Source organism: Rhodanobacter sp. UC4438_H5 (assembly GCF_052978405.1).
On record NZ_CM129672.1, the window covers coordinates 1,507,466 to 1,525,629 of the forward strand.

Sequence of the window (18,164 nt, forward strand, 5' to 3'; positions counted from 1 at the left end):
TCGCTACAGCCCGAAACGCGAGGGTGCGTAGGGGGTGGCGTCGAGCAGCGCCGGCGTGCCGGCCAGCAGCGACGCCACCAGTTCACCGGTGGCCGCCGACATGCTCACCCCCAGCATGCCATGGCCGGTGGCCAGGCACAGATTGGTCCAGCGCGTGCTGGGGCCGATGATCGGCACTTCGTCGACGCTCATCGGTCGCCAACCCCACCATTCCTCCAACAGCCGGCCACCGGCCGGTTCGCGCAGGTTCGCGGCGGCGCCGCGGCGCAACGCGTCCAGACGGGTGCGATTGAGCCCGGTGCGGTAGCCGGAGAACTCCATCGTGCTGCCCAACCGGAAACCGTCGCTCCAGCAAGTGACGCAGACGGAAGGTTCGCGCAGGCTCAGCGCACGGCGCGGCGCCAGCGCGGGACGATCCCAGGTGATCGAATAACCCTTGCCCGGCTGCATCGGCAGGCGCAGCTCCAGTTGTCGTGCCAGCAGCGGCGACCACGCGCCCAGCGCCATCACGATGCGCTCGCCGCGGAACGCTCCGCGAGAAGTGCGCACGCCGGTGATCCGCGTACCGTCGGTGATGAAGCCCTCGATGCACGCACCGCTCTCGATCGTGCCGCCGCATTCGAGCACGCGGCGCGCCAGCTCGGCCGCGTAGCGGTCCGGCCGCAGCGAGGCATCCTGCGGATGCAGCACGCCGCCGGCCACGCCCGGTTTCAAGGCCGGCTCCATCGCCTCGACCTCGGCGCCGTCCAGGCGCTGCACCGTCACGCCGAGTTTTTCGAGCAGCGCCGCATGCCCCTTCTCGTCCGCCTGGCGCAGCCGGTCCGTGCGGTAGACATGCAAGGTACCCTGCTCGCTGAACTCGCAGTCGAGCCCTTCGTCACGCACCAGCTCGCCGAGCAACCGGCGCGAGCGCTGCAGGATCGCCAGCCGCGCATGGGTCGCCGCATGGAAGTCGCTCCAGTTGCAATGGCGCGCGAAACCCAGCAGCCAGCGCAGCCGCGGCCCGTCCAGGCGCGGGTCGAGATACAGCGGCGCGTCCGCGTGGACGATCGACCGCAACGCGACGCCGATCATTCCCGGCATGGCCAGCGACGCCGCATGGCTGGGCGTGATGGTGCCGCAGTTGCCGTGCGAACTGCCGCAACCGGGCGTGCCCTGCTCCAGCACGCGCACGCTGGCACCGGCCTTGCGCAGTTGCAGCGCACAAGCCAGCCCGATGACGCCGCCACCAAGGATCAACACATCGTCGCGATCCGAATCCATCGACGGATTGTAACCAGCTGCGCCGATACCGCGGCATGGCCACAACTGCACCAACTTGTGAGAACTTTCTTCCAACCCATTGATTTGATAACCTCAGCCCGACTCAAGCCGGGACCCCGCCATGCGCATGGACCGAACACGCCGCGTCACGTCGATCGCCGCCGCCCGGCGCATGACGCACGCCTTGCTGCTCGGCGCCATGCTCGCGTTGCTGGCCGCTTGCGCCAGCGCGCCGCACCATCGCGAGCCGACCTACAGGACTTCGCATTCCGCGCTGGCCGACCTGCCGCCACGCGCACCGTCAGCCGCCAGCGCGGGCGAAGCCAACGACATCCTGTTCCGCGCGATCGGCCTGGTGGGCACGCCTTATCGCTGGGGCGGCAACACGCCGGCCGGCGGCTTCGACTGCAGCGGGCTGGTCGATTACATCTACCGCACGGCGGCCGGCATCGCCCTGCCACGCACCTCGCACGCCATGGCCTCGATGCGCGCGCACAAGGTGAAGCGCATGACCCAGTTGGCCAGCGGCGACCTGGTGTTCTTCGACATCGGCGGCAGCATCAGCCACGTCGGCGTGTACGTCGGCAAGGGGCGTTTCGTGCATGCGCCGAACAGCGGTGGCACGGTGCGGCTGGACGACATCGACGGGCCGTACTGGGGCGATCATTTCGCGTACGGGAAGCGGGTGCTGGATTGAGGGGCCACACGGGCCGGAACCCTGCAGGAGCGCACCTTGTGCACGATGCCTTTCGTTACGCGGCGAAGATCGTCGCGCACAGGGTGCGCCGCTGCACGAATTGCCGGCCCTCATCCGGACCTTTCACCCGCAGTGGGACTTCCGCGGGTCGCCCGGGCTACCCCTCTCCAACGCTCCCGTGGAAGGGAGAGGGCCAACGAATGACGGCGCCCGAGGGCGCCGTCATTGCCTTGATTCGATATCCCCTGCTCAGTGCTCCGCACTGCCCGGCGGATGGGCATGGCCGTGCTGGAGTTCTTCCTCGGTGGCCTCGCGCACCTCGCCGATGGCGACATCGAAATGCAGGTCCTTGCCGGCCATCGGATGGTTGAGATCCACGTCGATCGTGCTCATGCCGACCTTGTGCACGGTGACGGCGCGCTGGCCGCCCTGCTTCAGCTGCAGCACGGTGACCATGCCGGGCTTGAGTCGGCTGGCCTGCGGGAAGTACTTCTTGGACATGCGCTGGATCTGGCCTTCCTGGCGCTCGCCGTAGGCGTCCACGGCGGCCACGTCCACCGCGAGATTCTCGCCGGCTTCGTGGCCTTCCAGGGCGGCTTCCAGACCGGGAATCAGCTGGCCGTGGCCAAGCAGCACCCACAACGGCTCGTCGCGGTCGTGCGAGCTTTCGACCTTGTCGCCGGCCACCGTCAGCGTGTAGTGCAGGGAAACCACCTTGTCCTTTCCAGCTTTCATCATGTGTCTCGCAAGAGGGCGCAAACCGGCGATTCTATCAGGAGTGCGACCTGCCAAAGCGCGTACCGCGCACCTCCGGCCCCAGCCAGGCCAGCAGCGCCAGCGCGACGGCGACCACGGCCATCCACCCCGCCATCACCAGCGCATAGTTGCCGCCGCTGCGGTCGGCCAGCCACGATTGCGCGGTGGCCGTGCTCGCGGCCAGAAGATTGCCCAGCTGGTAGGCGAAGCCGGGCAAGGTGCCGCGCACGTCGTCGGGCGACAACTCGTTGAGGTAGGCCGGCACGATGCCCCAGGCCCCCTGCACCATCACCTGGATGAGGAACGCGCCCAACCCGAGCAGCACCAGCGAGCCGCCATGCGTCCACAGCGGAATGCACGGCAAGGCCAGCAGCGCCGCCACGATCATTGCCCGCCGCCGACCGATGCGTTCGGACCAGGCGCCGAAGCTCAGACCACCGAGGATGGCGCCTGCGTTGAGCAGCATCGTCAGCACGGTCACCGCGCCGACCTGCAGGTGCAACTGCGATTTGAGGAAGGTCGGATACATGTCCTGCGAGCCATGGCTGAACATGTTGAACGCCATCATCAGCAACATCATGTACAGCAGTCGCTTCCATTGCCCGCGCATCGAATCGCGCAGGCTCCGCCGCTGCCTGCCCACCTGTCCCGCCTGCCACACCGGCGACTCGGGCACCTTGCTGCGCAGATACAGCACCAGCAACGCCGGCAGCACGCCAACGACGAACATCGCGCGCCAGCCCAGGCCCAGCACGTCGAATACCACCCAGTAGGCGATCGCGCCGAGAAAGTAGCCGCACGGGTAGCCGCTCTGCAGCAGCCCGGAAACCATGCCGCGGGAACGCGCCGGGATGCTCTCCAGCGCCAGCGAAGCGCCGATGCCCCACTCGCCGCCCATCGCGATGCCGAAGGCGAAGCGCAGCACCAGCAACACGGTCAGCGTCGGCGCGAAGGCGCAGGCGAGTTCCAGCAACGAGAACAGCAGCACGTCGAACATCAGCACCGGCCGGCGCCCGTAGCGATCGGCCAGCCTGCCGAACAGCAGAGCGCCGAGCGGGCGGGCCGCCAGGGTCAGCAAAATGCCCAGCGTCACCTCGGTCTTGTGCACGTGGAAATCGTCGGCGATGTCGCCCAGCACGAACACCAGCAGAAAGAAGTCGAACGCATCCAGCGTCCAGCCCAGGAAGCTCGCCGCCACCGTATGCCGCTGGGTGACATCGAGTTGGCGCAGGGGTGCAAACCATGACATCGCGGAACTCCAGGGAGCGGCCGTCGGCCAGCGCTGCGCACGGTATGCACGAGGCCGGCCCGCCACGCAACCCCGCACCGTCCCGGCAAGCTTGCTAGGCTGGCCGCATCTTCGGCACGCGGGACGCGCATGGACCGTCACACCCGGCAACGCATCGCCCGGCTCTATCAGGGCAGCCTGCAGCGTGGCTATGTGCGCGGCAAGCTGGCCAGCGACCCGGTCTACGCGGCCGTGGCGGCGCGGATCGACGGCACCGCATTGCCGCTGCTGGACATCGGTTGCGGCATCGGCCTGCTGGGCCAGTACCTGCACGCGCAAGGCCACCACCAGCCCTACCTCGGGCTGGACCACGACTCGCGCAAGATCTTGGCGGGCCAACGTGCGGTGCAACGCGCGGGACTCGATGCCATGATGCGGCTGCAACAGGCCGACGCCGCCGAACTGCCCGCGCAGCAGGGCCATGTCGCCCTGCTCGACGTACTGCACTATCTGCCCGCCGTGCGCCAGCCGGCCCTGCTGCGGGACGCCGCCCGGCACCTGTCGCCGCAGGGCTGCCTGATCATCCGCAACGTACTGCGCGAGGCCAACTGGCGCTTCCACGCCACCCGCGTGGAGGAGTTCTTTCTGCATGCCTCCGGCTGGATTTCCGGCGGTGCGCAGCATTATCCGAGTGCCGACGAATTGCGCGAGCCAATCGAGCAGGCGGGGCTGGAGGTGCGCATCGAGCCGTTGCGTGGGCGCACCCCGTTCAACAGCTACCTGGTGGTGGCGCACCACCCGCGCTGACTCCTGCCCGAAGGGGCAGACGCCGGCGCGTCGAATCCGCTATACTTGTCGGGCCGTCGTCTTCACGATGGCAGCGGCACCTGCCGCCCCCCTTCCCTTTGCTTCGCAACACGGTATGAACACTCCGGGTTGCCCAGGAGTGTTTCATGTCCTTCGATTCGCTGGGCCTTGCGCCCGCGTTGTTGCGTGCGCTCGCCGATTACGGCTACGCCAATCCCACCCCGATCCAGGCCGCGGCGATCCCGCCGGCGCTGGAAGGTCACGACCTGCTCGCCGCCGCCCAGACCGGCACCGGCAAGACCGCCGCGTTCGCCCTGCCCCTGCTGCAGAAACTGTCGACCAGCGGGCAGACCATGACCCGCCGCCCGCGCGCACTGATCCTCACCCCCACCCGCGAGCTGGCCGCGCAGATCCACGAGAACATGCGCGACTACGGCAAGCACATCCACGTCAGCGCCACCACCATCTTCGGCGGCGTCGGCATGGGTCCGCAGATCAATGCGCTGCGCCGCGGCGTGGACATCGTCATTGCCACCCCGGGCCGGTTGATCGACCACCTGCAGCAGCGCACGCTCGACCTCTCCGCGGTGGAAACGCTGGTGCTGGACGAAGCCGACCGCATGCTCGACATGGGCTTCCTGCCGGCGCTGAAGCGCATCCTGCAGGTGGTGCCGAAGAAGCGCCAGACCCTGCTGTTCTCGGCCACCTTCGCACCGGCGATCAAGACGCTGGCGATGGAGTTCATGCACAACCCGCGCGAGATCTCGGTCTCGGCGCCGAACACCGTGACCGCCCTGGTCAGCCACCAGGTGCACCCGGTGGACGCCTCGCGCAAGCGCGACCTGCTGCTGCACGTGCTGTCGCAGGACAGCCGCCGCCAGAGCCTGGTGTTCAGCCGCACCAAGCACGGCGCCGACAAGCTGGTCACCTACCTCAACGCCTCGGGCCTGCGCAGCGCCGCGATCCACGGCAACAAGAGCCAGAACGCGCGCACGCGCGCCCTCAGCGATTTCAAGAGCGGCCGCGTCACCGTGCTGGTCGCCACCGACATCGCCGCGCGCGGCATCGACATCGAGCAGTTGCCGATCGTGATCAACTTCGACCTGCCGTCGGTGGCCGAAGACTACGTGCACCGGATCGGCCGTACCGGCCGCGCCGGCATGGAAGGCCTGGCGCTGTCGCTGGTCAGCCATGACGAATCCGGCTTGTTGTTCGACATCCGCAAATTGCTCAAGCAGGACATCGCGATCACCGCCGTGGCCGGTTACGAGCCGTCCGCCCCGCTGCGACTGGATGCCGGCGCGCCGCGTCCGAAGCAGGGTGGCGGCGGTCAGCGCCAGCAGTCGCGGGCACCGCGCCAGGGCAAGCCCGCCGGCGCGGCACGGCCGAACGGCTACGCGCCGCAGGGCCGCGGCGATCACGCCGCCGGCAACCAGCGCCGCCGCAACAACCGGCGCCCGGCGGCCAAGGCCTGAGCAAGCCGACACGCGCCGAGTCTCCCGCGGCAGGAGCCCGCTTGCGGGCGATGCTCTTTTCCTCGCGGCTCCGGGGCAACGGTATCGCCCGCGAGGGGGCTCCTACAGCAAGCCCAGCGCCCCGGCGTGGTGCCGCAGGTGGTCGTCGATGAAGCTGGTGATGAACCAGTAGCTGTGGTCGTAGCCGGCGTGCCGGCGCAGCAGCAGGGCCTGTCCGGATTCGGCGCAGGCCTGGTCGAACAGTTCCGGTTTCAGCTGCGCTTCGAGGAAGCCGTCGGCCTCGCCCTGGTCGATCAGGATGGTGCCGGGAAAGGTCTGCCGCCGCACCAGTTCGCAGGCATCGTGCGCGACCCAGGCCGCCGGGTCGTCGCCCAGGTAACGCGGCAGCGCCTTGCGCCCCCACGGCACCTGGCTGGGGGCCACGATCGGGGCGAAGGCCGACACCGAGCGATAGCGTGCAGGATTGTTCAAGGCCAGGGTCAGCGCGCCGTGGCCACCCATCGAATGGCCGCAGATGCCGCTGCGCGCGAGGTCGGCCGGGAAATGGGTGCCGATCAACGCGGGCAGTTCGTCGACGACGTAGCTGGCCATGCGGAAGCGCGTCGACCACGGTGCCTCGGTGGCGTCGAGGTAGAAGCCGGCGCCTTCGCCGAACTCCCAGTCGCCGGTGGCGCCGTCGAAGCCGGTATCCCGCGGGCTGGTATCGGGCATCACCAGGATCAGGCCCAGTTCGGCGGCCAGCCGCTGGGCGCCGGCCTTGATCGTGGCGGTTTCCTCGGTGCAGGTGAGGCCGGCCAGGAAATACAGCACCGGACACTGCTGCCGCGCCGCCTGCGGCGGCTGGTAGACGGCAAAGCGCATGGGGCCGGCACAGGCATGCGATTCATGCCGATAGAAGCCCTGCACGCCCGCATGCAGGCGCTGTTCGGAAATCGTTTCGATGGCCATGGCTTTGTACTGTCCTGGTCGCGCGAACCGCCAGCATACTTGGCCGCCACGATGGCAGCCCGTTCAGGCTTGCCGGCCACGCGCGTCGGCAGAGACTGGTAGAATCCGCCCCTTGCGCGTCTCATTCACGGCGCTGCGTTCCGCTCCGAGGTTTCCCCATGTCATCCCCCACTTCCGACCACGCCCCGGTCCCGTCCGGCTTTGGCGCGCTGGCACTGCACCCCGACGTTCAGCGCGTGCTGGCCGACGTCGGCTACGAGTCGCCCTCGCCGATCCAGGCCGCCACCATTCCGCCGTTGCTGGAAGGCCGCGACGTGCTGGGCCAGGCGCAGACCGGCACCGGCAAGACCGCCGCGTTCGCCTTGCCGATCCTCTCGCGCATCGAGCGCCGCGCCGGCAAGCCGCAGGCGCTGGTGCTGGCGCCCACGCGCGAGCTGGCGATCCAGGTAGCCGAGGCGTTCCAGACCTATGCCGCGCACGTCCCCGGCTTCCAGGTGCTGCCGATCTACGGCGGCCAGAGCTACGGCCCGCAGCTGCATTCGCTCAAGCGCGGCGTGCACGTCGTGGTCGGCACGCCCGGCCGCGTGATCGACCATCTGGACAAGGGCACGCTGGACCTGTCGGAGCTGAAATTCCTGGTGCTCGACGAGGCCGACGAGATGCTGCGCATGGGCTTCATCGACGACGTCGAGAAGGTGCTGCAGGCCACCCCGCCCGTGCGCCAGGTCGCGCTGTTCTCGGCGACCATGCCGGTGCCGATCCGCAAGATCGCGCAGCGGCATCTGAAGGACCCGGTCGAAGTCACCATCAAGTCCTCGACCACGACCGCGGCGAACATCCACCAGCGCTACTGGTTCGTCAGCGGCATGCACAAGCTCGATGCCTTGACCCGCATCCTCGAGGCCGAGCCGTTCGACGCGATGATCATCTTCGCGCGCACCAAGCAGGCCACCGAGGAGCTGGCCGAGAAGCTGCAGGCGCGCGGCCTGGCCGCCGCCGCGATCAACGGCGACATCGCCCAGGCACAGCGCGAGCGGGTGATCCAGCAGCTGAAGGACGGCAAGCTCGACATCCTGGTCGCCACCGACGTGGCCGCGCGCGGGCTGGACGTGGAGCGGATCAGCCACGTGCTGAACTACGACATCCCGTACGACACCGAAAGCTACGTGCACCGCATCGGCCGCACCGGCCGCGCCGGGCGCAGCGGCGAGGCGATCCTGTTCGTCAGCCCGCGCGAGCGCGGCATGCTGCACGCGATCGAGCGCGCCACCCGCCAGCCGATCGAGCAGATGCAGTTGCCGTCGGTCGAGGTGGTCAATGATGTACGCATCGGCAAGTTCAAGCAGCGCATCAGCGACATGCTGGCGCAGGGTGATTTGGGCCAGTTCCAGCAGCTGATCGAGCAGTACGAGCAGGAACACAACGTGCCGGCGGTCGAGATCGCCGCCGCGCTGGCGCGCATCGCCCAGGGCGACCAACCGCTGCTGCTGGCGCCGCCGCCCAAGCGCGAGAAGTACGAGCCGGCCAAGCGCGAACACCAGCCGCGCGAGCGCGACGGTGCCAGCCGCACGGCCCGCGAGCACAAGCCGCGCAGTCACGAGGGCGCGCCACCGCGCGAGTTCGCGGCGCGCCCGCTGCGCGCGCATGCCACCGAACAAGGCAAGCGCACCTATCGCATCGAAGTCGGCCACGAGCACGGCGTCAAGCCGGGCAACATCATCGGCGCGATCGCCAACGAGGCCGGCCTGGACAGCCAGTACATCGGCCGCCTCAGCATCCGCGACCACTACAGCCTGATCGACCTGCCCGACGGCATGCCGAAGGAAATCTTCGAGCACCTGAAGAAGGTGTGGGTGGTGCAGCAGCAGTTGCGCATCCACGAGTGGGACGGCAACGACACCGGCTCAGCGGCACCGCCCGCACACCACGCCCCCAGCCACAAGCCGGGCGGCCACAAACCCGGCGGATTCAGGCCAGGCGGCGCCAAGCCACGCACAGGCAGCAAGCCACCACCGCGCAAATAAGGCGCGCGCCCGGCAGTCGAGGCCGCTCAGGCACTCTGCGGCAACGGCGGCTCGCCGGCATCGAAGGGGTCGAGCCAATCCTCCGGCTGCAGCACCGGCAAACCGTGCGCCAGGCGCGCCTTGTCGCACTGCGGGCTGGCCGCACCAAACTCCCACGAGGGCTGCACCTCGCGGCACACCGATGGCCGCAGCGGATAGATACCGCATTGCGCGGCCTCGCCCACCACGCCCTGCAAGGCGGTGCAACGCGGCTGTGCGGCCTGCGTGCCGCGCATCACGACGCGGTGCGGATCGAGTTTCTCGGTCAGCTCCGGCGGCACCTTGCCGCCCAGGAACGCCTCCGTCTCCGACCAATGGAAGGCCACGCGGAAATACGCGCAGCAGGCACCGCAACGCAAACAGGGATGCAGCATCGAATCGAACCCGGGCGCAGCTCATGGCGCACCCCGCGGCGCGCAGCGGACGATTCTAGAGCGTCCGCAACCCGCCGCACGGCAGACCACGCGATGCGTTCAACACGCGCTCAGGGTTCACCCGCAAACGTGTTGCACTGACTCACGTCGCCGCTGCCGAAGCCGGTCTTGAACCATTTCACCCGCTGCGCCGAGGTGCCGTGGGTGAAGGTGTCCGGCCGCACCCGGCCCTGCGACTGCTGCTGCAAGGCGTCGTCGCCGATGTGGCTGGCGGCGTTCAGGGCCTCCTCGATGTCGCCCGGCTGCAGCCAGTTCAACTCGCGCTGGCTGTGGTTTGCCCACACGCCGGCGTAGCAGTCCGCCTGCAGCTCCTGGCGCACCGACAGGCCGTCGGCGCCATCCATCGGCGCGCCGCGGCGGCGTGCCTCGTCGACCTTGTCGAACACGCCGGTGAGCTTCTGCACGTGATGGCCCACCTCGTGGGCGATCACGTAGGCGCGGGCGAAGTCGCCGGACGAATGCAGCTCGTCCTGCAATTGCTGGAAGAAGGCCAGGTCGAGGTAGACCTTCTGGTCGGCCGGGCAATAGAACGGCCCCACCGCGCTGGTCGCGCCGCCGCAGCCGGTGCTGACGCCGCCGCTGAACAGGTGCAGCTTCGGCTCGACATAGGTCATGCCACTGGCCTGGAAGATCTCCCCCCAGGTCTGCTCGGTCGAATGCAGGATCGCGCTGACGAAGGCCTGTTGCTCCGGATCGACCTGGGCCGGCGTGTCGGACGACGGCGCGTAGGACGCGCTGCCGCCCTGATCGAGCAGGGCCATGGGATTCTTGAAGAAGACCCAGCCCAGGATCGCGAGCACGATCAGGCCGCCGATGCCCATCCGGCCGCCACCGCCGCCGAAGCGCCGACTGCCGCCATTGCCGCCGATCTCGACGTTGCTGCTGCTGCCACCTTTTCGCCAATCCATGATGTCCTCGCCGGGCGCCGTGCGGTGGCGCCATCGTGCGACGATAGCGCCACGCCCGCGATCGCGCCAAGCGGCACGCCACCGATACCCCATCTGCCGAGGACCACCATGACCCAGTTGCCCGCCCTGGTTACCCTGCTCACTATCCTGCTGCTGTTCGGCACCAGCTGGCTGGTGGGCCGCGCCCGCGGCAAATACGCGATCAAGGCACCGGCCACCAGTGGGCACCCGATGTTCGAGCGAGCCTACCGCGTGCAGATGAACACGCTGGAACAGACCGTGATGTTCCTGCCCACGCTGTGGCTGGCGGCGACCTACGGCTTCACCGGCTGGGCCGGCATTGCCGGACTGGTCTGGGTGGCGGGACGGGTGTGGTACGCGGTGGCGTACATGGCCGAGCCGGCGAAACGCGGCCCCGGCTTCGGACTGGCCTCAGTCGGCTGGATCGCCTTGCTGGTGATGGCCGCCATCGGCGTGGTGCGCGCGATGGCGGTAGGCTGACGCGCTTGCCGTCAATCCGGCAACCCCGGCGCCACGGCGCTCAAGGCCCATACGCGATGTGGCACCGCCAGCGGCTCGTGCGGATGACGGCTGGCCAGCATCGCGGCCAGTTCCCCATCGAAATGCTTCACCTTGGCCGCATCCAGTACGGCGCCGATACCGGCGCTGGCACGGATCCGGCCGCGCCAGGCCTCGTGGCTGTAGGGGATGTCCAGGTCGAACGACCAGGTGCGCAAATCGGTGAAACCGGCCTCGGCCACATCCTTCAACCAGGCCGGATACAGGCCGCTGCCGCTGTGCAGGGTCCAGCCGGGATTGCAGGCCAGGATCAGCCGCTCGGTGTCCTGCACGATGTTGCCGTTCAACGGCAGCCAGTCGAAGTGGGCAATCAGCAAGTGTCCGCCCGGGCGCAACCAGCGACGCACCAGGGCCGCGGTGCGTGCGCGCTCGAACCAGTGCCAGCACTGCCCGGCGGTGACCAGGTCGAACGAGGCCGGCGGGAAATCCGCGTTCTCGACCCGCGCCCGCACCTGCTTCACCTGCACGCCGGCAGCCCGGTCGAGCTCGGCCGCCTGCGCCAGCAGCGGCGCCGAATGATCCAGCGCGGTGACCGTGCAGCCGCGCAACGCCAGGCCCCGGGCGACCGTGCCGGTGCCGCTGCCCAGGTCGAGCGCCTGCTGGCCGGCGCGCGCCGTGCCATCCTGGAAGATGCGTTCAAAGAACGCTTCGGGAAAACCCGCCCGATGGCGTACGTAATCGTCGGCCGTCCTGCCAAAGTCGATAGCCATCGCGCGCCCCCTGATGCATCGGTTCCTGCCACGATGTTACGCCATGCGGCCGGTAGCGACCGTGTCGGATGGCCGATTGCGCGGGAGCGCGGCCACGGACTAGCGTGCTGCCAGGAACGCCGTGCCGCTGCGGCGCGGCTCGTCACTCGCCGCAGCTGAGGAAGCCTCGACCATCGACATCCGCCCCGCCACCACCGCTGCGCCGACGGCCCCCGGACCGTGGATGGCACTGGGCTGGATCGTGCTTTATTTCGCCCTGCAGGCAGCCGGCAGCAGCGTGCTGGTGGTCCTGCTGGCCATCGCCACCGGCCACCTGCACGACTGGCACGGCGTGGCCGATTTCACCGTGCGCATCCGCGAAACCCTGCAGCCGCCCGGCATGCAGGCGCTGCTGGTGATGCTGACGCTGGGCCTGGCGGCAGCCACGATCCTGTGGCTGGTGTGGCGTCGCTCGCCGCGGCTGTGGTCGCTGGCGCAGCCGCCGGGTTTCGGCTTCGTGCGCCCGTCGCGGCTGGGCTTTCTCGCGCTGGCGGTGGTCATCGGCCTGCTCGCACCAGTGCTCGGCGGCTGGCTGACGCACTGGCTGGCGCAAGGCCACCCGGTCACCCAGAACATCCAGCAACTGGGCGAGAACACGCCGCTGGGCTGGCGCATTCCGCTGATGCTGATGGTGGCGAGCCTGGGGCCGCTGGTGGAAGAGCTGCTGTTCCGCGGCGTGCTTCTGTCTTCGCTGCAGCCGCGTTGGGGTCGGTTCGGCGCCGCGGTGCTGAGTTCAGCGGTATTTGCGACTGCCCACCTGCCCGGGCTCAACTGGCAGGTGTTCGCGCTGCCCGCCCTGTGGCTGCTGGCGATGGCGCTGGCCTGGCTGCGCCTGCGTTCGGGCTCGATCTGGCCCGGCGTGATGGCACACGCGGCAAACAACGCACTGGCCACGGCGGCGTGGTTCCTGGCGGCTCACGCAGGCTGACCCGCGATCAATCCGCAAACTTGCGCAGCGCCTGTGCGGTCTCGAACAAGGGCAGGCCCATCACGCCGGAATAGCTGCCGGCGAGGTGTTCGACCAGGGCCGCGCCACGGCCCTGGATCGCGTAGCCACCCGCCTTGCCGAATGGCTCGCCGGTGTCGACGTAGGCGGCGATGGCCGCCGCATCCAGCGCCGCAAAGCGCACCTGCGACACGCTGACCGCCGCCAGCTCGCGCCGGTTCGCCACCAGCCACAGCGCCGAGATGACCTCATGCGTGCGTCCGGCCAGCCGGCCCAGCATCGCCGCCGCATCCCGCGCATCGCGCGGCTTGCCGAACACCTCGCCGTCGAGCACCACCTCGGTGTCGGCACCCAGCACCACCGCGTCGGCGGCATCAGCGCCGAGCGATGCCAGCCCCGCACGCGCCTTGTCGTGCGCCACCCGCTGCACGTAGGCCAGCGGCGACTCCGCCGCGTCGCGACACTCCACCACCTCGACATCAATGACGGCGAACTCGACGCCGAGCTGCTGCAGCAACTGCCGCCGACGCGGCGACTGGGAAGCGAGATGAAGCATGGACAGTTCCGGCGTGACGATCCCGGCAGCATAGCCGTCTCACAGCCCCAGGCTGTACTCGCAGAAGCCCGATTCGCGCCGCCAGCCCAGTGATTCGTACAAGGCCTGCGCCGGCGCATTGTCCAGCGCCGTGGACAGCGACAGGCTCGCCGCACCCCGTTCGCGCGCCTGCTCGGCCGCCACCCGCAACAACGCACCCGCCACCCCGCGTCGGCGCGCCGACCGGGCCACGAACAAGTCGTTGAGCAGCCATGTGCGCACCGCGCGCACCGACGAGAACAGCGGGTACAGCTGGGTGAAACCCAACCCCGTGCCGTCATCGTCGCGCGCCAGCAGGATCAGCGATTCGCCGCGCTCGATGCGCTCGGCGAGAAACGCCCGCGCCCGCGGGAGGTCGGGCGACTGGCGGTAAAACTGGCGATAGCCGTCGAACAACGGCACCAGGGTGTCGAGGTCTGCCATCGTGGCGAGCTGGATGCGGGTTGGCATGGCGGGGATTCGGGATTCGGGATTCGGGATTCGGAAAACCATAGCTCGCCCGGGCCCGCAACGCGATGTTGCATGCATCCACCAATCCGTGACGGGTACTTCGCCCAGCCGCAAACTCCGTTCGCCCTGAGCGCAGCCCAGCGGAGTCGAAGGGCTCACCACGCCATGCCCAGGGAGAACGACGAAAGGGTCGGGCGAAACGACCGGGCAGGAGGCCCCACCTTCACCCCCGGTGATACGGATGCCCCGCCGCGATCTTGCACGCGCGATACAGTTGCTCGGCCAGCACCAGCCGCACCAGCATGTGCGGCAGGGTCAGCGGGCCCAGCGACCAGCGCTGGTCGGCGCGCGCCAGGACTTCGGGTGCATGACCGTCGGGACCGCCGATCAGGAAGGCGAGATCGCGCCCACCCATGCGCCATCCCGCCAGCTGTTCGGCCAGGTCCTCGCTCGACCAGGCCTTGCCGCGGCCATCAAGTGCGATCGCGTGGGCGTCGTGCGGCAAGGCGGCGAGTAGCGCGGCGCCCTCGTCCTGGATCGCCCGCGCATCGTCGCGGCCCTTGCCGCGCAGGCCGGGCTTCAGTTCGACCAGCTCCAGCGGCAGTTCGTGCGAGAGCCGCTTGCGGTATTCGGCGAAGCCTTCCGCCACCCACCCGGGCATGCGTTCACCGACCGCGATCAGGCGCGCGCGCATGGTCCGCTCTCATGAAATGACACGCGCGCAGCGCCGCGTTCGCTTCCTCTCCCCTGCGGGGAGAGGATTGAGGTGCGGGGCCACTCCTGCGACGCACCCCACACGAAATTCAGCCGGCTTGCGCGGCGTCGGCTTCGTGCCCGTGGTCACCCACCGTCCACAGCCGCTCCAGGCCGTAGAACTCGCGGATGCGGGGCAGCATCACGTGGACGATCACGTCGCCCAGGTCGACCAGTACCCATTCGCCCTCGGTCTCGCCTTCCACGCCCAGCGGCATCACGCCGGCCTTCTTGGCGAATTTGCCGACTTCGTCGGCAATGGATTTGACGTGGCGGGCGGAGGTGCCGGAGGCGATCACCAGCAGGTCGGCGATGGAGGTCTTGCCGCGGACGTCGATCTCGCGGATGTCCTTGGCTTTCAGTTCTTCGAGCGCGTCGATGACGCACTTGCGCAGGGTGGCCGTGGTGACGGCCGGGGTGCTACGAGCTGTGCTCAAAAGGGTGGGCCTCGATGCAGGATCGCCGCGCAAAATGGCGCGGGCGCAGTATAACCGCCCAGCCGTGACGGCAAGTCAAGCCGGCCGCCCAGGCCGCGGCCATCAATGTGCGAGCGACCTTTTCGCCATCCGGTACTCGTGCATCAGCCGCGCCACCAGTTCGGCGGCCGGTTGCGGGCGCACCATGGCGGCGGCCTGGCCGCACCACTCGGACAGCAGGTCGCCACGCCCGGCCGCCGCCGCGGCGCGACGCAGCGGCGCGGTGAGCGCGTTCAGCACCGGATACGGCAGGCCCTGCGCCGCCTGCGGCATCGCCTCGACGAAACGGTTGCGCAGGCCACGGGCGGCGCGGCCGGAGAAGCTGCGGATGGTGGCGACCTGATGCTCCTCGACCCGTGGCAAGTCCTGCTTCCAGGCCTCCGCCGCCGGACATTCCGGACAGGCGAGGAAGGCGGTGCCGAGCTGGCTGGCCGCCGCGCCGAGCACTTCCGCCGCCAGCATGCCGCGGCCGTCCATGATGCCGCCGGCGGCGATCACCGGGATGTTCACCGCGCGCGCGGCCAGCGGCAGCAGGGCGAACAGGCCGATCATCGCGTCCTCGGGCTCATGCAGGAAGGTGCCGCGGTGACCGCCTGCCTCGGCGCCCTGCAGCGACACGGCGTCGGCACCGACATCGGCCCAGGCACGCGCCTCGGCGACCGTGGTGGCCGTACCGATCACGACGATGTCGCGTCGGCGCAATTCGCGCCGCTGGGCCGGATCGATCACCCCGAACGCGAAACTCGCCACCGCGGGACGCGCCTCGCACAGCGCGGCGAACTGTTCGGAGAAACGTGGCGCCCAGCGCGCCGGCACGCGGGTGCGCACGTCGAGTCCTTCGCGCGCCATCAGCGCGTCGAGCTGTTCGCGCGCCCTGGCCACCGCTGCCATGTCGGCCTCGAACTCGTCCGGCAGCACGAACAGGCCGATCGCATACGGCCGATCGCCCAGCGCCCGGATCTGCGCCGCCTGGTCCAGGATCGCCTGCGGCTCCAGGTAGCCGGCACCGAGCGAACCCAGCGCCCCGGCGTTCGATACCGCGGCCACCAGCGCGGGCGACGTCGACCCGGCCATAGGTGCCTGGATCAACGGATGCTCGATGCCGAGCCGGCTGGCGAACGAGGCGCTCATGCATGATGGCCTGCGGCGGAGATGATCCCAGTATCCACCGCCGCCGCAGGCAACTGAAGCCGGTCAGCCGCCGAAGCCGATCGCCTCCTTCCTCATCGCATTCCCCTTCATGGCGTTCTGCTTCATCGCGTCGTGCTTCATCGATCCGCGCTTCATGGCATCGTGCGACGTCGCGCTGCCGGAGCTGGCAGCCATCGCGTCCCGGGCAAACGCCTTGCTGGCGGCAAGGGCAAAGGCAAGGCGCGCGTTCATCGGTCATTCCCCGGGGAAAAGGCAAGAAGGGATGAAGCGGTCATGCCGCTCCTCGCTCCCTTTGCCGCGAACCGAGGCCGGATTGCCCGGCCCGATCAGCTCCCCTGCCCGGCCACGATATTCACCGTGATCGCGATGATGAACACGTTGAAGAAAAACGCGATCACGCTGTGCAGCAGCACCACGCGGCGCAGGTAGGGGCTGGTGATCTGCACGTCGGAGACCTGGAAGGTCATGCCAATGACGATCGAGAAATAGGCGAAATCCCAGTAGTCGGGTTTCGGCGTGTCGGGAAACTCCAGGCCGGCATGCTTGTCGCCGAAGTTGCCGTAGTAGCCGTGGGCGTAATGCACCGCGAACATCACGCTGAGGAACAGCCAGCTCAGCACCACGCTGAGCACGCCGACGGCCAGCTCCGGCACCCCGCCGCTCCTGGCCGCGTGCAGTTCGTCACCCAGCGCCGCCAGCACCACCGCCGACAGCAGCACGCCGCCCCACAGCACGCCCCAGCGCCCGGTATCCAGCGCCTGCGCCTGGCGCCGCATGTGGCTGGGCGTGGCGTGGTTGAACAGCCTGGCCAGGATGCCGAGGTAGACCACCGCGGCCAGGTCGAAACCGAGCAGCACCGCGCTGGCCAGGCGCAGACCGAATCCCCACGACAGCACCGCGACCGACGCCACGAAAAGGACCAGCGACAGGATCAGCCACGGGCGCCCCGCCACGAAACGCCACGGCCGCCAGCCACGCGACCGGACCGGAGCCGGCTCCGGCTGTGCCGAGGGTTTTTCCATGCATGCCTCCGCGTCAGGAGTTAGCCGAGCAGGTCGTGATATTCGGGATGCCGCTGCACCCACGCGGCAGCATATGAGCATGCCGGCACCACCTGCCAGCCTTCCGCACGCGCAGCCTCCATCGCCGCCTGCACCAGCGCCGAGGCGATGCCGCGACCGCCCACCTCGGGCGGCACGCCAGTGTGGGTGATCGTCATCACGGTGCCGGCCAGGCTGTAGTCGAGCACGCAGTGCGCGCCATCCACCTCGGTGTGGAAGCGGTGCGCCTTGCGATCGTGCTGGATGGACAGTGGCATGGGTGCTCCTGACGGTCGGGCAAACCGCGAGCATACGGCGCGCGAGGGGCAACCGCATGTGAACCGAAATGCCCGCTTCATTCGCGCCGGCTGCATGAAGCTTCGTGCAGCATGGGTGCTTGTCCGCACAGGAGAACCCCGATGAAGAAATCCGCATTCGCCCACTGGTCCGGCGGCATCAAGGACGGCCAGGGCACGATCTCGACCGAGACCGGCGTGCTGCGCGAGGCGCCCTACGGCTTCAAGTCGCGGTTCGAAGATGGCCCCGGCACGAACCCGGAGGAACTCATCGGCGCAGCACATGCCGGCTGCTACTCGATGGCGCTGTCGCTGGGCCTGGGCAACGCCGGGCTCACCGCCACCAGCATCGACACCAAGGCGGTGGTGACGCTGGAGAAGGACGGCGACGGTTTCACGATCACGGCGGTGCACCTCAGCTGCGAGGCGAAGGTGCCCGGCGCCGACGCGGACACGTTCGCCCGGATCGCCGAGGCGACCAAGCTGGGCTGCCCGGTGTCCAAGGTGCTGAAGGCCGAGATCACGCTGGACGCGCGCCTGCTCGGCTGA

The 18,164-nt window shown here is 69.1% G+C and carries 22 protein-coding genes; 7 read left to right on the forward strand and 15 right to left on the reverse strand.

The annotated features are described in order from the left end of the window. Positions 1 to 3: 3 nt before the first annotated feature. Positions 4 to 1,263 carry an NAD(P)/FAD-dependent oxidoreductase gene (locus ACVCL9_RS07115; protein ID WP_447098628.1) on the reverse strand — a complete coding sequence of 420 codons (1,260 nt, stop codon included), beginning with the start codon at positions 1,261 to 1,263 and terminating at the stop codon, positions 4 to 6. Positions 1,264 to 1,435: 172 nt separating this feature from the next. Here ACVCL9_RS07115 and ACVCL9_RS07120 point away from each other — a divergent pair, with 172 nt between their 5' ends. Further along, entirely contained in the window at positions 1,436 to 1,960 is a 525-nt protein-coding gene (locus ACVCL9_RS07120) for a C40 family peptidase (protein ID WP_395121408.1), read from the forward strand. Positions 1,961 to 2,209: 249 nt separating this feature from the next. Here the strand turns inward: ACVCL9_RS07120 and ACVCL9_RS07125 are convergent, their stop codons facing one another. Both ACVCL9_RS07125 and ACVCL9_RS07130 read right to left on the reverse strand, forming a co-directional pair. Further along, positions 2,210 to 2,695: an FKBP-type peptidyl-prolyl cis-trans isomerase gene (locus ACVCL9_RS07125; RefSeq protein ID WP_395121409.1), complete on the reverse strand. Its 486-nt coding sequence runs from the start codon at positions 2,693 to 2,695 to the stop codon at positions 2,210 to 2,212. Positions 2,696 to 2,732: 37 nt separating this feature from the next. Continuing rightward, entirely contained in the window at positions 2,733 to 3,965 is a 1,233-nt protein-coding gene (locus ACVCL9_RS07130) for an MFS transporter (protein WP_447098627.1), read from the reverse strand. A gap of 129 nt (positions 3,966 to 4,094) precedes the next feature. Here ACVCL9_RS07130 and ACVCL9_RS07135 point away from each other — a divergent pair, with 129 nt between their 5' ends. Together ACVCL9_RS07135 and ACVCL9_RS07140 are read left to right on the forward strand one after the other, a co-directional pair. Further along, positions 4,095 to 4,751 (forward strand): class I SAM-dependent methyltransferase, encoded by a 657-nt coding sequence (locus ACVCL9_RS07135; RefSeq protein WP_447098626.1) that lies wholly within the window; start codon positions 4,095 to 4,097, stop codon positions 4,749 to 4,751. 146 nt (positions 4,752 to 4,897) lie between these two features. Continuing rightward, complete coding sequence (locus ACVCL9_RS07140; RefSeq protein ID WP_395119237.1) at positions 4,898 to 6,226, forward strand: DEAD/DEAH box helicase; 1,329 nt, start codon at positions 4,898 to 4,900, stop codon at positions 6,224 to 6,226. Between the two features lie 102 nt (positions 6,227 to 6,328). On the opposite strand, the gene fghA is transcribed toward ACVCL9_RS07140, so the two are convergent. Next, entirely contained in the window at positions 6,329 to 7,174 is an 846-nt protein-coding gene (fghA, locus tag ACVCL9_RS07145; RefSeq protein ID WP_447098625.1) for an S-formylglutathione hydrolase, read from the reverse strand. 158 nt (positions 7,175 to 7,332) lie between these two features. Here fghA and ACVCL9_RS07150 point away from each other — a divergent pair, with 158 nt between their 5' ends. Then, positions 7,333 to 9,198: a DEAD/DEAH box helicase gene (locus ACVCL9_RS07150; RefSeq protein ID WP_447098624.1), complete on the forward strand. Its 1,866-nt coding sequence runs from the start codon at positions 7,333 to 7,335 to the stop codon at positions 9,196 to 9,198. A gap of 26 nt (positions 9,199 to 9,224) precedes the next feature. Here ACVCL9_RS07150 and ACVCL9_RS07155 read toward each other — a convergent pair whose 3' ends face one another. Then, entirely contained in the window at positions 9,225 to 9,611 is a 387-nt protein-coding gene (locus ACVCL9_RS07155) for a YkgJ family cysteine cluster protein (protein ID WP_395119243.1), read from the reverse strand. A gap of 110 nt (positions 9,612 to 9,721) precedes the next feature. After that, positions 9,722 to 10,579 (reverse strand): KPN_02809 family neutral zinc metallopeptidase, encoded by an 858-nt coding sequence (gene ypfJ, locus ACVCL9_RS07160; RefSeq protein ID WP_447098623.1) that lies wholly within the window; start codon positions 10,577 to 10,579, stop codon positions 9,722 to 9,724. A gap of 108 nt (positions 10,580 to 10,687) precedes the next feature. Between ypfJ and ACVCL9_RS07165 the strand changes: the two genes are divergently transcribed. Further along, positions 10,688 to 11,080: an MAPEG family protein gene (locus tag ACVCL9_RS07165; protein ID WP_395119247.1), complete on the forward strand. Its 393-nt coding sequence runs from the start codon at positions 10,688 to 10,690 to the stop codon at positions 11,078 to 11,080. Between the two features lie 11 nt (positions 11,081 to 11,091). Here the strand turns inward: ACVCL9_RS07165 and ACVCL9_RS07170 are convergent, their stop codons facing one another. Beyond that, on the reverse strand, positions 11,092 to 11,868 hold the full coding sequence (locus tag ACVCL9_RS07170; RefSeq protein WP_447098622.1) for a class I SAM-dependent methyltransferase: 777 nt from the start codon (positions 11,866 to 11,868) through the stop codon (positions 11,092 to 11,094). A 121-nt stretch (positions 11,869 to 11,989) separates the two neighbouring features. Between ACVCL9_RS07170 and ACVCL9_RS07175 the strand changes: the two genes are divergently transcribed. Next, positions 11,990 to 12,835, forward strand: a complete 846-nt coding sequence (locus ACVCL9_RS07175) for a CPBP family intramembrane glutamic endopeptidase (RefSeq protein WP_447098621.1) — start codon at positions 11,990 to 11,992, stop codon at positions 12,833 to 12,835. A gap of 7 nt (positions 12,836 to 12,842) precedes the next feature. Here the strand turns inward: ACVCL9_RS07175 and ACVCL9_RS07180 are convergent, their stop codons facing one another. The 8 genes from ACVCL9_RS07180 to ACVCL9_RS07215 all read right to left on the reverse strand — a co-directional run bounded on the left by ACVCL9_RS07180 (position 12,843) and on the right by ACVCL9_RS07215 (position 17,597). Then, positions 12,843 to 13,409, reverse strand: coding sequence for a Maf family protein (locus tag ACVCL9_RS07180; protein ID WP_395119251.1), 567 nt, complete (start codon positions 13,407 to 13,409; stop codon positions 12,843 to 12,845). A 39-nt stretch (positions 13,410 to 13,448) separates the two neighbouring features. Beyond that, on the reverse strand, positions 13,449 to 13,898 hold the full coding sequence (locus ACVCL9_RS07185) for an N-acetyltransferase family protein (protein WP_447098620.1): 450 nt from the start codon (positions 13,896 to 13,898) through the stop codon (positions 13,449 to 13,451). 223 nt (positions 13,899 to 14,121) lie between these two features. Then, positions 14,122 to 14,592, reverse strand: a complete 471-nt coding sequence (gene rlmH, locus ACVCL9_RS07190) for a 23S rRNA (pseudouridine(1915)-N(3))-methyltransferase RlmH (protein ID WP_447098619.1) — start codon at positions 14,590 to 14,592, stop codon at positions 14,122 to 14,124. A 109-nt stretch (positions 14,593 to 14,701) separates the two neighbouring features. Then, positions 14,702 to 15,088, reverse strand: a complete 387-nt coding sequence (rsfS, locus tag ACVCL9_RS07195; RefSeq protein WP_395119254.1) for a ribosome silencing factor — start codon at positions 15,086 to 15,088, stop codon at positions 14,702 to 14,704. Between the two features lie 102 nt (positions 15,089 to 15,190). Then, positions 15,191 to 16,258 carry an NAD(P)H-dependent flavin oxidoreductase gene (locus ACVCL9_RS07200; protein WP_447098618.1) on the reverse strand — a complete coding sequence of 356 codons (1,068 nt, stop codon included), beginning with the start codon at positions 16,256 to 16,258 and terminating at the stop codon, positions 15,191 to 15,193. A gap of 63 nt (positions 16,259 to 16,321) precedes the next feature. Next, entirely contained in the window at positions 16,322 to 16,510 is a 189-nt protein-coding gene (locus ACVCL9_RS07205; protein WP_447098617.1) for a pentapeptide MXKDX repeat protein, read from the reverse strand. Positions 16,511 to 16,605: 95 nt separating this feature from the next. Beyond that, positions 16,606 to 17,301: a DUF1345 domain-containing protein gene (locus ACVCL9_RS07210; protein ID WP_447098616.1), complete on the reverse strand. Its 696-nt coding sequence runs from the start codon at positions 17,299 to 17,301 to the stop codon at positions 16,606 to 16,608. A 20-nt stretch (positions 17,302 to 17,321) separates the two neighbouring features. After that, positions 17,322 to 17,597: a GNAT family N-acetyltransferase gene (locus tag ACVCL9_RS07215; RefSeq protein ID WP_395119258.1), complete on the reverse strand. Its 276-nt coding sequence runs from the start codon at positions 17,595 to 17,597 to the stop codon at positions 17,322 to 17,324. Between the two features lie 141 nt (positions 17,598 to 17,738). Between ACVCL9_RS07215 and ACVCL9_RS07220 the strand changes: the two genes are divergently transcribed. Further along, on the forward strand, positions 17,739 to 18,164 hold the full coding sequence (locus ACVCL9_RS07220; protein WP_447098615.1) for an OsmC family protein: 426 nt from the start codon (positions 17,739 to 17,741) through the stop codon (positions 18,162 to 18,164).

Coding starts and splice junctions, on each gene's coding strand:
- ACVCL9_RS07115 (WP_447098628.1), bottom strand. CDS start 1,263: ATGGATTCGGATCGCGACGATGTGTTGATCCTTGGTGGCGGCGTCATC.
- ACVCL9_RS07120 (WP_395121408.1), top strand. CDS start 1,436: ATGACGCACGCCTTGCTGCTCGGCGCCATGCTCGCGTTGCTGGCCGCT.
- ACVCL9_RS07125 (WP_395121409.1), bottom strand. CDS start 2,695: ATGAAAGCTGGAAAGGACAAGGTGGTTTCCCTGCACTACACGCTGACG.
- ACVCL9_RS07130 (WP_447098627.1), bottom strand. CDS start 3,965: ATGTCATGGTTTGCACCCCTGCGCCAACTCGATGTCACCCAGCGGCAT.
- ACVCL9_RS07135 (WP_447098626.1), top strand. CDS start 4,095: ATGGACCGTCACACCCGGCAACGCATCGCCCGGCTCTATCAGGGCAGC.
- ACVCL9_RS07140 (WP_395119237.1), top strand. CDS start 4,898: ATGTCCTTCGATTCGCTGGGCCTTGCGCCCGCGTTGTTGCGTGCGCTC.
- fghA (WP_447098625.1), bottom strand. CDS start 7,174: ATGGCCATCGAAACGATTTCCGAACAGCGCCTGCATGCGGGCGTGCAG.
- ACVCL9_RS07150 (WP_447098624.1), top strand. CDS start 7,333: ATGTCATCCCCCACTTCCGACCACGCCCCGGTCCCGTCCGGCTTTGGC.
- ACVCL9_RS07155 (WP_395119243.1), bottom strand. CDS start 9,611: ATGCTGCATCCCTGTTTGCGTTGCGGTGCCTGCTGCGCGTATTTCCGC.
- ypfJ (WP_447098623.1), bottom strand. CDS start 10,579: ATGGATTGGCGAAAAGGTGGCAGCAGCAGCAACGTCGAGATCGGCGGC.
- ACVCL9_RS07165 (WP_395119247.1), top strand. CDS start 10,688: ATGACCCAGTTGCCCGCCCTGGTTACCCTGCTCACTATCCTGCTGCTG.
- ACVCL9_RS07170 (WP_447098622.1), bottom strand. CDS start 11,868: ATGGCTATCGACTTTGGCAGGACGGCCGACGATTACGTACGCCATCGG.
- ACVCL9_RS07180 (WP_395119251.1), bottom strand. CDS start 13,409: ATGCTTCATCTCGCTTCCCAGTCGCCGCGTCGGCGGCAGTTGCTGCAG.
- ACVCL9_RS07185 (WP_447098620.1), bottom strand. CDS start 13,898: ATGCCAACCCGCATCCAGCTCGCCACGATGGCAGACCTCGACACCCTG.
- rlmH (WP_447098619.1), bottom strand. CDS start 14,592: ATGCGCGCGCGCCTGATCGCGGTCGGTGAACGCATGCCCGGGTGGGTG.
- ACVCL9_RS07200 (WP_447098618.1), bottom strand. CDS start 16,258: ATGAGCGCCTCGTTCGCCAGCCGGCTCGGCATCGAGCATCCGTTGATC.
- ACVCL9_RS07205 (WP_447098617.1), bottom strand. CDS start 16,510: ATGAACGCGCGCCTTGCCTTTGCCCTTGCCGCCAGCAAGGCGTTTGCC.
- ACVCL9_RS07210 (WP_447098616.1), bottom strand. CDS start 17,301: ATGGAAAAACCCTCGGCACAGCCGGAGCCGGCTCCGGTCCGGTCGCGT.
- ACVCL9_RS07215 (WP_395119258.1), bottom strand. CDS start 17,597: ATGCCACTGTCCATCCAGCACGATCGCAAGGCGCACCGCTTCCACACC.
- ACVCL9_RS07220 (WP_447098615.1), top strand. CDS start 17,739: ATGAAGAAATCCGCATTCGCCCACTGGTCCGGCGGCATCAAGGACGGC.